The sequence below is a fragment of the Fibrobacter sp. UWB11 genome, assembly GCF_900143015.1.
GTDB lineage: Bacteria > Fibrobacterota > Fibrobacteria > Fibrobacterales > Fibrobacteraceae > Fibrobacter.
The window spans coordinates 972,044-984,131 of record NZ_FSRT01000001.1 but is presented as its reverse complement, the minus strand read 5'-3'; the positions used below and the strand labels follow the sequence as shown (position 1 = coordinate 984,131).

Genomic DNA, 12,088 nt, shown 5'->3' with positions numbered 1-12,088 from the left:
TATTTTATGTTAAAATTGAAGCCCGGTGTACTGAAAACCGTATGGATTATTTTCGCCGTATGGACTACAATTTTTATTTCAATAATAACTTATACGGCAATTGTTGTTTTTAACAGCCCTTTCAAAAATGCTCATGATGCGTTTGCCTTTTTTACGTTTTTTCTATTAATAGCATATATCTTATCTGCAAAAGGTATACTCATGCGCACCGCAAAGTCAATCGAGAAAATTGACGATGATTTGTATAGAGTACATACATTAGTAAACCACTATGACATTCATCGAAAAGATGTAACCATCGACAAATTCGGACGAATTAAAATAGATGTGTACAGCGGCAAAATTTATCCGCAGCGCGACAATTACATTGATACAACATCCAACAAAAATTTTTGGAATGAATTGTTAGGGACAACAAAGTAGAAACGTTACTTCTTGTCGCGGATGCGGGCGTAGAGGGCTTCGGCTTTTTCGGTGTCGCCGGCGTTCGAGAAAATGTGGCCGACGTTTTCGGCACCAATGCGGCCCTGAGAATTACCGGCACGCCAAGCCTTCATGTAACATTCAAACGCTTCGTCGTAACGTTTTTGCGTAAAGTAAATTTGCCCTAAATCAAGGTTCAAGTCCGCAATGCCTTTTTTGTGGCGGAGGCCTTCTTCCAGCGTGAAAATCGCCATCCACGGGGATTCGTTCTTAACGTACATCTGAGCGAGATAGCGGCGAGCGGAAACGTTTTCAGGATCCATCATGATGCCGTTTTCCATTTCATTGAGAGCGAGCCGCGTAGAATCCATGCTGCGGTAGTAATACGAGAGCGTGTAATGTACGTCGGCGCCAGCAGTCGCTGTCATCTGGAGCGCATTCTTGAGCGTCTTCACCGCATATTCGTAATCGCCAAGCTTTTCGTAGACTTCGGCAAGGCCATACCAAGCATCCATGCGGTCCGGGTTTAGCGCCAGCGCACGTTCAAAATGCTTTTGCGCAAGCGTCCAGTCGCTACCCTTCATATAACATTCAGCAAGTGCAAAATGGATGTGGTCCGTTTCAGTCCCGAGTTCAATCGCGCGGTTGTAAGCAACAATCGCATCGCTCGGAGATTCGGCGAGGTAATACAAATCGCCAAGGAGCATCCAAGCCTTCACAAAGTCCGGAAGGAGTTCGACAGTGCGCTTGTAAGCGACCATCGCAACTTCTTTTTTACCGAGCTGCACAAGGGCATTGCCCAAGTTGAACCATGCGAACGGCTCGTAACGGCCATCGTCAATCGCGGCACGGTAATACTTCACCGATTCCTTGTAACGCCCCTGATCGTAAAGTTCATTCGCCTTGAAGAAGAAATCATCTGCAGCAAAAACATTCAACGGCAAAAACAGCAAGAAGCAAAGCACAGAAAGAAAGATGTGTTTCTTAATAAAAAACATTCCTTTCTGAGATAAACTTTTCATCACTACATTCGCGTCGGCCAAGGATGGGGAGGGTGCAGGGAGGGGCCCGTGCGGCCTTCGCAACTCCGAGCTGGGGCCCCGCCCGCATGCGGTGCGGGTAGCATAACTCAAAGAGTTCCCAAATTTGTAATTAAAATTACTTAACAAAACGGAACTCCTTTGTAGCTTTTTGCGCTACTGGGAAGCCGCGTAACTGCGCCGGAGAGAACTTCCACTGGCGAATAGCCTTGAGCGCTTCGATATCAAAGCCATAGCCCGCCGGGTCTTGCGTCAGCACTTGCGCCTGCGAAACATCGCCGTTCACATCAATCACAATAAACACTTTCACGTAACCCGAAACGCCCATTTTCTTCGCGCGTTCCGGGAACTTCGGCTGGATTTCGCGCAACACTTGAGCCTGTTCATCTACTTCACCAGCCTCGTAAATTACGTTTTCCATCGAGCCAGCATCTACGGCAACGCCATCGCCAGCAGCACCGCGAGCAAGCGACAAATCCATTTGGAAATTCTGGCTGCGAGAAACGCCCATGTGCGCCGAGACCTTGAACGGATTCGGGTTCGTCACCGTGCGGATAACCTTCTGCTTGACTTCTTGCTTCTTTTCACTCACCAACACTTCGACTTCGGTTACCGTTTCCAAAGGCTTTTCCGTCTTGACGCCCTTGTCAAAAAACAACACATTGATGACCGGAATCGCAAGGAAGAACACCGCGCCCACGACAAACGAGAGCACGAACGCCACCGGGAATCGGAAATATTTCGCACAAAAGTCAAGCATGAGAGCGAGAGCTACTCCTCCTTATTCGCGGAGATGGAGACTTTTCTCACCTTCGCCAAATTACATTCATCGAGGATGTCAACAACAACTCCGTTGGGGGCATCGCGGTCGCTCACGATAATCACCGGACGGTCCGGCGCTTCGGCCATCATCTGGCGGAGCACGGTCTGGAGCGTCGAGAGGTTCACCTGAGTTTCGTTGATGTGGATTGTACCCTGGCGAGTTACGCCAATCAAAATGCTTTCCTTAGCGAGTTCCTTTGCAGAACTTGCCTTCGGCTTCGTCACATCCACACCCGTTTCGCGGGTAAACGTAGAAGTCACGATAAAGAAGATCAAAAGGATGAACACCATGTCGAGCATCGGCGACACATCAATGCCACCACCGCTTCTCGAACGTTTGCGTATAAAACTCATTCAACCTCCTTGGCAAAGCAGCGTTCTTCGTACTTGAGCGCTTCGCCCCAGGCATAATCACCAATAGAATCTACTCGGCTTTCGAGATAGTTGTAAACAAGCATCAGCGGGAATGCCACCAGAAGCCCAGCCTGCGTCGTGAGGAGAGCTTCGGAGATGCCATCCGCGAGCAAAACCGGGTTACCAAAACCGAACTTTTGAATCGTTTCGAACGTATGCACCATGCCCGAGACCGTTCCCAAGAGTCCAAGCAAGGGAGCAATCGAGGCACATGTCACTATCGTCTTGAGCGACTTGGAAAGGCTCACATCCAATTGATGACGCGTTGCAAGCATGGCATTACGCACGGCAACCGGCCCATCTTTGCGGTACTCACGCACGTTTTCGACAAGCGCAAGGAAATACCCAAAGCGACGCTTTTTCAATCGGGCAAAAGCAGCCTCCTCGCCCACAGCATCTAAATCCTTGAAGAACGCCGAAGCCGAACGCCCTTTAAGCATCAAATAATAGCCGTAACGTTCAAACATCAAAAACCAACCAAGCCACCCGATGAGGAACAACGGGAGCAACACCCAGCCGCCGCGCAGCAGGATGCTCATGGTCGCTTCGATGACGGAATATTCGTCCATTACTTTTCCTTAATCCAGATGGCGTTAAGAACTGCAAGGCCCGTCTTTTCCATGCGGGTACGGACAGAATCGGCAATGTTCACGAGGAGCGTGTGCAAAAGTTGCAGCGGAATGGCAACAATAAGGCCCGCTTCCGTCGTCACAAGAGCAATGGAAATACCGCCAGCCAAAAGCTTCGGGTCGCTCGTGCCATGCATGGTAATCACGTTAAAGAGTTCAATCATACCCATAACGGTACCCAAGAGACCAAGGAGCGGAGCCGTTGCCGCAAACACGGAAATCCAGCTGAGACCCATTTCGAGCTTCGGCACTTCGCCAGCGAACAAGACTTCAAGAGACTTTTCTGCACTTGCGCGGTCCTTGAAATTCTTGCCGAGTACAGAACGCAACACCTTGCCCACTTCGCCGCGGGCCTTCACGGATTCAGCAGTAGCAAGTTTCACATCGCCAACAGCAAGCGCCTTTGTTGCAGCTCGAGCGCTACGACCACCAAAGCCAAGCACAATGAGCCACACTAAACGCACGAGGAATATGATAATACCGAGAATAAAGAGCGTTGCAATCGGGTACATCAAGATACCGCCATTATGGAAGAATTCTGCAAAGTCTTCTTTCCACGTTGTTTCCTGATGGTTTGCAAGTTCGCTCGAAAGTTCTGTACTGAGGAGCACATCGACCGGCACCATCACGAATGCGGAATCGTTTGCACCGGCGAAAGCCTTAGCCACATCCTTGCGCATTTCGGGCGTGAGATTTTCTTGCCAGCTATAAATGCGCTTCTTTTCACCTGCGACCGGGAGCATCAAAGCCGACGGGTGGAATCCGTTCACGTCGGTAACTTTAGCCATCTGCATGGCAAAGAGACCTCCCAAACGCATACGGTCGCCTTCGGCAACAGAACTACCGAACATGAGGTCAGCTTTTTCAACACGAGCTTCGCGAGTGAACTTCATTTCTTTCTTCGCGACATCAAGCATCGCCTGCGCAATGCGGAGCGGATTATCCCTGTACAGGGACATTTCCTTTTTGACCTTGTTCTGCGCTTCGACACGTTCAGCCATCTTGAACGGCACGCCCTGTTCCTGGAACTTGGCAAGCATTTCCAAGCGTTCCGGGCCCGGAGCAAGCGTGAGGTATTCAGCACGAGCCTTTTCGGCCTGCAACTTGACCTGAGCCAAGTCTTCGCGAGCCACGCGCACATCTTCGAGCAAGCGAGTGCGTTCAGACATCAAGGCGTCCACGCGTTCCTTGCCGAGCTGATACTTTTCATTAAACAGTTCACGTTCCTTGTTGAACGTTTCGCGGTCCTTCCAGCGGGCAGCCACAGCCATATCACGCTTGCGGCGTGCTTCTTCGAGGTCAGCCTTTGCGCTATTGAGTTCGGCACGCTTCTTGACGGCATCGACAGTCACGTTCTGCTGAGCGTAAGAAGCCGGTGCGAGAATGGCAAATGCTGCGATTAGCAAAGGCAACAAGAAAAACGTCCTGGATCCTTCGACTTCGCTCAGGATGACACAACCATTCTCTCGTCTCTCGTCTCTCGTCTTTCGTCTAAAAAGCATTAGTTAGCCTCCTTCGGGAAAGAGACCGGTATAGTTACAAGTCTTGGAGCTGTTTTGCCTTCGGCAACCTTCATCACGTCCTTGAGAATTGTACGCATCGTGAGGTCTTCGGAAACGTTCTTCCATGCGTAGCCGGAGCCGTTTCTGGTAAGGAACAAGACATCATTACCATCGTTACCAACGAAAATCGAAGCGACTGCACCGTAACGCAAATACGTTCCCGCCACGTTGCGAGTATCCACCTGCAAAAAGCCCTTCCAAACTTCGGTGGTGTAACCCAGGCGGATGCGGTCGTAGAAAACCTCCATCGTACGGTTCAAAGCATCGTCCGTTTCGATAAGTCCCTTATGAAGCAAACTTGCAATTTCTTGAATGCTCTTGACCGCTTCGTCCGTGCGGTACGGAAAATCCGATTCAAAGAACGGTACAAGAGAATCGATAACGGTAGCAAGCGAGTCTGCGTACTTCGTCTTGCGGCCTTCAAAATAGCGGATCGAGCCATTAGTTTTGGCACGTGCACTCGAAATCTTCTTGAGTTCGACCTTGAGCGAATCGATTTCTGCCTTTAGAGATTTATTCTGCGCCGAGAGGTTCTGCACTTTTTTGCGACCGACTTCGACGAATTCGGCATGACGCTTTTTTTCGGCATCGTGCATTGATTTTTCGCGGGCCGTTTCGGCTTCAACAGCCTTAATTTGGCGGCGAACGCTTTCGACCGTTTCTTGGGCCTGGGCAATTACGCCTGTAAGTCCAAGACACAACAATACTTTAGGAAGGAATGAAAAATTCATGTGCAATAAGATACAAAGAAGTGCGCCAAAAATTCACGCACTGATTCAATTTTTATGTAAAAACGGTGCAAAAAACGCATTTTTTCGCGTTTTTGCGTTATTCTGCGAGGAGTTTTGCCATATCAGCGGGGTACGCGTGGCTTTCGAATGTACGGGGTTCGTTCCAATACGGGAGTTGGAGTTCGACCTTATACGCAAAAAGCATTTGGTTATGGGCTCCAAGCACCTTGATATCGTCATCTGTGAGTTCGCCACCCTGCGCAAGTTTCTGGTAATACTCGCCATCACGATAGTACAAGCGGTCGCCCACAATCGGGAAACCCATCTCAGCAAGATGAGCACGAATTTGATGTTTACGCCCCGTGATGAGTTCCGCCTCGACAAGCGAAAGTTCCGGTGCAATTTCGGGGCAATTTAAATGGCGCACGAGCTTAAAGCGCGTAAAACATTCCTTGCCATCCGCACGGTGATGCATGCGCAAGCGAATCGGGTCTTCCGGGTCTTCGCGCAACGGCATTTTGCACTCGACTTCACCTTCGGGGAACTTACCTCGCACCACGGCAAGATAGAACTTGCGGAGCAAAATGCGGTCGAGATTTTTTTGGAAACGCGCAGCCGTTTCACCATATCTTGCAAACAAGATAAGTCCACCGGTATCACGGTCCAATCGGTGCATCGGCGTTGCCGTTTCAGAATCAAATTCACGACGGATAATTGCTGCAAACGTGTTGTAGAAAATGCGGCCCGTATGGTGCACAGGAACACCCGCAGGCTTTGCAACTAGAATAAATTCATCATCTTCAAAGACGGTCTCGAAATCCATCGGAACTTCGGGCTCGCTATAATTTTCAACGTGGTACACGACCTTGTCGCCGCGATGCGCAATCGTTTCCACGTTCGCCACCACCCCGTTAATCGTCACAAGACCACGCGTCAAACGGTCAATCCAATCTTCGCGGCTGTGGTACGTAAAGCGGTCACTGAGGGAATCGAGCAAAAGGCGACCTTCGTATTCCGGGCGCACTTCGCTCTCGAAGAACATATCAGAAGGAGCTTTGCCCATTTTATTCCCTGTACAAATCGTGCTTGATAATGTAATCGTAAACCGAGGGTTCCAGTCCTTGCGGACAAACGCTACGATTCAGCAAAAGTTCCCTACGAATAGCGGTACTCGAATAAACGCCATTAAAACCTTGTTCCGGACCAAGCCAATAAAGCGGAGCATAGCCTTTACGATTATGTTGTTCCATATCCGGTTGCGGATAGCCATTGCGAGCAAACACAATCAGTTCAATATCGCGAAGCAGTAAATGTCCGTTGTAGTTCGTTCCGTAAAAATTCAAGGGATCGCGCCAATGCGGAATACCTTCGTAGGTATCGGCACCGGTCAGCAAGCGGAAATTGATATCCGGGAATTTTTCCCTGAGACTCATCAAAAAAACGTAAGAACCACGGTAATCGCCTTGCTGAATTTCCAAGTCCGAAAGCACCAAGCGCTTATCGCCCGAAAAAGCAAGTTCAAGCATAGCAAAGCGGTCTTCGGGGCTTGCATTCAGCGTCTTGTCCCAACGATCGGGACTCGGCATAAACCAAACTTCATCACAAAATCCACGATCCAGACAAGTTCTAGCCACACGCATGTGATCTTTATGGACCGGATCAAAAGCACCACCTAAAACAGCAACATTCTTCATCAATCAACTCATTAAAACTTTTACAAACTAATAAACAAAGACTGCAAAGCCTATATTCATTTGCATGCGTCCGCCCGAAACATCTCTATCTACAAACGGGTCATAATGCTTTCGAACCCAGTGATAACCGAAATCTAGCGTCAGCAAAGTACGTGAGAAAACAAACCAGAATGTGCCAAAACCAACGCTCCATTCATTCCATGCAATATCGCCATTTGCACTCAACGCACTCACGCGAGAATAAGAGCCCGTCAAGTAAAACTCGCTAAAAAGATGGGTGCCCAAATCAACGCTAAAGCTCGACGTTTCAACTTCATTCTTCTTATCGTCATCCTGTTCTTCGTAACTCGAAAAGCCATAACCCAAACGCAAGAATGCTATTCCCGGAATCCACGCACCAATCATCGGTCGGACACAGCAAAGGCCAACATCGCTACCATTGCCAACACCAGCCCCAGAGCCAATGCCAAAGGAACCGCCAACAATCAACGGAAGGCGCATACCCATTCCAGCACCCCCTGCAGACGATTGACCAAGCGGATTAAACACGCCCGAAGAAGTAGCCCCGCCCTGAGCAAAAGACGATGTAGCAGTGGCAAGAGCAAACGCAATGACAACCATTACGCGCATAAACATTTTCGAGAAAACAGCGTTCATTTTTTTCATCTTAGAGTACCAATATTACAGCGAAAGCAAAGCCCATAACAGCATTAAACAGCGCATCAAATTTCAGGACGAGATAGCCCTTTTTGGATAGGCATCCATCACGCAAAACCTGAATCAAAAATTTATCCGAGACAAACAATGTCAAAAGCAATTTAACAACAACCAAGGCTACAATCCAACAAACAATATCCGAGAAATAAACGAGAACCACATAGCCAATGGACAAAAGGCAAGAAGATAAGATATTGGTTAAACGCAAAACGGAATCCGAAGCCGAATTTTCTTTCGCTATATTCAGGAATTCACCAATCTTATCGCTCACCGTCTTGAAGCTGGCGGAAAACTCAGAAATGTTATACCCCATCAATACAATCGATGCGATAAGGGCTATTTTAACTACAACGTCAGACATGAATTACTTTCCTGAATTTAAAATTCGCACATAACTAGCATACCGAGCTTCGGACAATTTACCCGATTCAACAGCAGCACGTACCGCGCATCCCGGTTCCTTGAGATGTTTGCAGTTACTAAACTTGCAAGTAAAATGGTCATCATCAAAAAAGCCCGGGAAAATCTTGGCAAGCGTTTCCGGTTCCAAGTCCATGAGACCAATGCTTCGGATACCCGGCGTGTCGATAACATAGCCGCCACCGGGGAAATCGAACAGGCTTGAAGAAGTCGTCGTATGCCTTCCCTTGCCATCACGTTCACGGACATCTCCCGTACGCAGTTCGGCATGCGGAACAAGTTCATTGATAAGCGTCGACTTGCCGACCCCGCTCATACCACTAAAGACCGATGACTTTCCGACCAGTTCGTTGCGCAAGACCTCGAGGCCTTCACCACTTTTAACACTCACGGGAATCACCTTGTCGACTATTTTCAAGAAATCGCGGATATCGCTTGAAAGGTCAGCTTCGCCATTCGGGAGCAAGTCCATCTTCGTGAGCACAAGTACAAACGGCAGGTCATTCAAATTTGCAGCAAGCAAAAAACGGTCCATGAAGCCGTAATTGAAGTCCGGCTGCGTCACGCTAGCCACAATGACAACCTGGTCAATATTTGCGGCAAGCGTCTGCTGCTTGTAAAAGCTATCTCGTGGACCCGGGCGTTTCAGTTCGCTCCTGCGCGGAAGTACGCGGACAACACAATATTTTTGTGAACCAACACCATCGCCCTCGTCATCGCCGTCATTCACAAGACCAAGCAAAACTCGGTCCCCAACAGCTGGGAATTCCCCGAGCGTCTTGGAGGTTGTAGCGCGGTACATGGCGGTAACAGTGGTATTCGGAATTTGGGATTCAGAATTAGGAATATTGTCTAGTCGCACTTCACAGGTACGGCGATGCACTTCGAGCACAAGGCCTTCTACACAATTTTCTTCACCGATATTTTCGACAGGATTCTTGATGCGCTTGATTTTCGCCTTTTTAAATTCGCGGCTAAAGCGCTCCTTTATAGGCCGTTCATCCACAACACCCGATTCTAATTCTCGCATCACGTCAATACGGCGACTTCTGTGTTCTCGCCGCGACGTACGAACACTCTTCAACGGAGCATCTTCATTTTCGACAGAATCAAAATCGTTATTTCGCATTTTTAGTCAATTTAGAAAGTTTTTCGTCTTCGAGCTCTCTAGATTCTTCCAGTTCCTCTTCAGTTACCGGACGTCCGCGCCTAATAGATTCCATCAAAAAATGAATTGCTTTCAACCGGCCATTGCACTTTTCAATGCAATTATCGTAAAAACCCTTCGTTTTCCAGTCACTTTCGGGAATATGTTCAGCGGCATACAGAAAATGTTCAACACAAATAGAAAGCTGGTCCGCTTCCTTTCTTAGATCTTCCAGATTACTTTTGGTGAAAAAAGCCATGATATAAAGATAGTATTTTAGTGAATATCAGGAATTTTTGATTGATATATTGCTCTAAGTTCTATTTTCTGCGCTCAAATTGCATTTTTTTGTAAACTTTTGAAACTTTTATATATATTAAAAAACATGAAATCGACACTATACACGCTTTTCAAGATGGTACGTCCAGCAAATATCGTGATTGCAATAATCACGCTATTAATCGGCTATGGGTTACTAGAGCACTACCCACCCATTTACGTTCTGCTTTTGCAGATTCTCGGGTTTGCATCTGCACTCGGGTTTGCAAACATCCATAACGATATTATCGACAAGAAAAGCGACAAGCTGAACCGTCCAGAACGTCCGCTCGTGACTGGCATGGTCACCATCAAATCCGCCAAAAAGGCGTGGATAGCTCTTGCAATACTCGCAATTCTCTGCGGACTTGGCGATACTATTATACAATGCGTGAAGTTCATGAACGTCGTCAAAGACTGGGAACATGCAGCGGCATTTGGCATAGAAGGTGCTATCATCCTGACATTCCCTTTGTGGTTTTTCGTTCTTCTTATCGCACTGCTCACGGCATATAACCGCAGAATAAAGCACACCCCGCTCGTCAAGAACATAACAGTCGCATTCCTCTGCACAACTCCTTTGCTATATGCGGTGCAGCACTACTTTAACTTTGCAAATTACGAAAGCCCCGTAAATGAAACGTGGGCAATCATCCCAGCCATTCCACTTACATTTTTGATTACAACCGCTCGTGAAATTTACAAGGACCTCCAAGACGAAACAGGTGACCTTAAGGTCGGTATCAAGACATTCCCGCTTATCGCAGGTGCAAAGGCCGCTCGAGTCCTCGCCGGTATAATTATTGGCATTACCTGGTTATTGCTCCCCGTCCCTGTATTCTTCATGGAAGAAGCCTATAACAACAATTATCCGCCGCTGTTCCTTATCATTACAGGAATAACACTCACTCCCTGCTTTATCTACACTCTTATCAAAGCATGGCGACATAAATACCATCTTGCACAGAACGTCTTAAAAGTTGCAATGGTCATAGGTTTACTTGCACTATTCATCAGCAAGTATGCCGCCAACTAAAAATGAAAAGAGCCGCTTTCAAAAGCGGCTTTTTATATGGCATCGTATTTTATACGATTAAGTTTTATTAAGCGTTTTCAAAGGTCCAGCGGATGTGTTCGTCCAAGAAGTCATGGGCATCAAACACAAGTCCAAAGGTGTCCTTGATTTTTTGAACATCATAGAGCATCGGTTCATCGCCCCAGCCCATGTCGGTTTCCACGATTTTAGAAGTGCAATCAGGCTTAAGAGCAATCATCTTTTCAGCAATTTCTTTCCAGCTGATCCATTCGGAACCTAGACCGAGGAAGATTTCTTCATTGAGGTCCGATTCAAGCAACTTCATATAAATCTGAGCCTGCTGGGAAGCATGGATAAACTGCGTTCCGTCATTCTTGATAATATGAATATCGCGGTTTTCCTTGACGGCGTAAGCCATTTCAAAGAAGCGGCGGTCCGGCTGCGAGCATCCATCGGGGAATGCCGGATTGCCAAACGTATAACCCGGACGGATGATATTGCGCTTCATCTTGACTTCAGGGAACTGGCTCCCGTAACCATGGCTAAAACCAAGCACGTAGGCTTCGCCAGCAGCTTTGGTCGCACCATACAAATCGATAGGCATGCTGCTAGTCGTCTCTCGCATTTCGGAACGGACACGGCCCATAGCAGAGGTGCTGCTCGTCATGATAAACTTTTCGCATCCTGCACGAGCGGACATTTCCAAAAGAGCAACAGTTGCACGGGTATCGTTCATGAGCATGGCGCTCGGGGTATCACCCCAGCCAAGAGCTACATGAATACAAGCGTCACAGCCAATCAGGCCCTCACCCATTTTTTCGAAATCTGTCAAAGCTGCTTCGACAAAAGAAACATTCGGATTCGACCTTAAGGTTGGCACCTTGTTCGGATGGCGTGTAGCAACGACTACTTCATGCCCTTTTTCCAAAAGAGCCTTAACTACATAATGGCCAATAAACCCAGTTCCACCCGTTACAAAAACTCTCATACGACTTCCTTTTTGACACCTATCTTTTTTAATATAGATTATGTCGGTTCAATCCGGCAAGATTTATAGGCGTATATTTATTGTTTTTAGAGCTTTTTCACGTAAAAACAGACTTATTTAGTTTTTCCCAAGTTTCTTAAAAATTTT

General features: G+C 47.6%; 15 protein-coding genes. 2 read left to right on the top strand and 13 right to left on the bottom strand.

Annotated elements, in window-relative coordinates:
- Positions 1-6 precede the first annotated feature (6 nt).
- Positions 7-423, top strand: a complete 417-nt coding sequence (locus BUQ91_RS04205; protein WP_072828096.1) for a hypothetical protein — start codon at positions 7-9, stop codon at positions 421-423.
- Positions 424-428: 5 nt separating this feature from the next.
- On the opposite strand, the gene BUQ91_RS04200 is transcribed toward BUQ91_RS04205, so the two are convergent.
- The 12 genes from BUQ91_RS04200 to BUQ91_RS04145 all read right to left on the bottom strand — a co-directional run bounded on the left by BUQ91_RS04200 (position 429) and on the right by BUQ91_RS04145 (position 9,858).
- Positions 429-1,445, bottom strand: a complete 1,017-nt coding sequence (locus tag BUQ91_RS04200; protein WP_074208271.1) for a tetratricopeptide repeat protein — start codon at positions 1,443-1,445, stop codon at positions 429-431.
- A gap of 136 nt (positions 1,446-1,581) precedes the next feature.
- Positions 1,582-2,223, bottom strand: a complete 642-nt coding sequence (locus BUQ91_RS04195) for an energy transducer TonB (RefSeq protein ID WP_074208270.1) — start codon at positions 2,221-2,223, stop codon at positions 1,582-1,584.
- 11 nt (positions 2,224-2,234) lie between these two features.
- On the bottom strand, positions 2,235-2,639 hold the full coding sequence (locus BUQ91_RS04190) for an ExbD/TolR family protein (protein ID WP_074208269.1): 405 nt from the start codon (positions 2,637-2,639) through the stop codon (positions 2,235-2,237).
- The gene (locus tag BUQ91_RS04185) at positions 2,636-3,268 is read right to left on the bottom strand and encodes a MotA/TolQ/ExbB proton channel family protein (protein WP_074208268.1); all 633 of its coding nucleotides are present in this window, start codon (positions 3,266-3,268) and stop codon (positions 2,636-2,638) included. Before BUQ91_RS04185 ends, BUQ91_RS04190 begins: the two co-directional genes overlap by 4 nt.
- Positions 3,268-4,830, bottom strand: coding sequence for a MotA/TolQ/ExbB proton channel family protein (locus BUQ91_RS04180; RefSeq protein WP_074208267.1), 1,563 nt, complete (start codon positions 4,828-4,830; stop codon positions 3,268-3,270). Before BUQ91_RS04180 ends, BUQ91_RS04185 begins: the two co-directional genes overlap by 1 nt.
- A complete protein-coding gene (locus BUQ91_RS04175) occupies positions 4,830-5,621 on the bottom strand; it encodes a DUF3450 family protein (RefSeq protein WP_254842236.1) in 792 nt (263 codons plus the stop codon). Before BUQ91_RS04175 ends, BUQ91_RS04180 begins: the two co-directional genes overlap by 1 nt.
- Before the next feature lie 97 nt (positions 5,622-5,718).
- A complete protein-coding gene (locus BUQ91_RS04170; protein WP_074208266.1) occupies positions 5,719-6,684 on the bottom strand; it encodes an RluA family pseudouridine synthase in 966 nt (321 codons plus the stop codon).
- A 1-nt stretch (position 6,685) separates the two neighbouring features.
- Entirely contained in the window at positions 6,686-7,315 is a 630-nt protein-coding gene (locus tag BUQ91_RS04165) for a nicotinate-nicotinamide nucleotide adenylyltransferase (protein ID WP_074208265.1), read from the bottom strand.
- A gap of 27 nt (positions 7,316-7,342) precedes the next feature.
- Positions 7,343-7,972, bottom strand: a complete 630-nt coding sequence (locus BUQ91_RS04160) for a hypothetical protein (RefSeq protein ID WP_254842235.1) — start codon at positions 7,970-7,972, stop codon at positions 7,343-7,345.
- A 10-nt stretch (positions 7,973-7,982) separates the two neighbouring features.
- Entirely contained in the window at positions 7,983-8,393 is a 411-nt protein-coding gene (locus BUQ91_RS04155; protein ID WP_074208263.1) for a hypothetical protein, read from the bottom strand.
- 3 nt (positions 8,394-8,396) lie between these two features.
- A complete protein-coding gene (gene rsgA, locus BUQ91_RS04150; RefSeq protein ID WP_074208262.1) occupies positions 8,397-9,581 on the bottom strand; it encodes a ribosome small subunit-dependent GTPase A in 1,185 nt (394 codons plus the stop codon).
- Entirely contained in the window at positions 9,571-9,858 is a 288-nt protein-coding gene (locus BUQ91_RS04145) for a hypothetical protein (protein WP_072828105.1), read from the bottom strand. Before BUQ91_RS04145 ends, rsgA begins: the two co-directional genes overlap by 11 nt.
- A gap of 126 nt (positions 9,859-9,984) precedes the next feature.
- Between BUQ91_RS04145 and BUQ91_RS04140 the strand changes: the two genes are divergently transcribed.
- A complete protein-coding gene (locus BUQ91_RS04140; RefSeq protein ID WP_074208261.1) occupies positions 9,985-10,953 on the top strand; it encodes a UbiA family prenyltransferase in 969 nt (322 codons plus the stop codon).
- 67 nt (positions 10,954-11,020) lie between these two features.
- Here BUQ91_RS04140 and BUQ91_RS04135 read toward each other — a convergent pair whose 3' ends face one another.
- Positions 11,021-11,941, bottom strand: coding sequence for an NAD-dependent epimerase/dehydratase family protein (locus tag BUQ91_RS04135; protein WP_072828107.1), 921 nt, complete (start codon positions 11,939-11,941; stop codon positions 11,021-11,023).
- Positions 11,942-12,088: the final 147 nt, after the last annotated feature.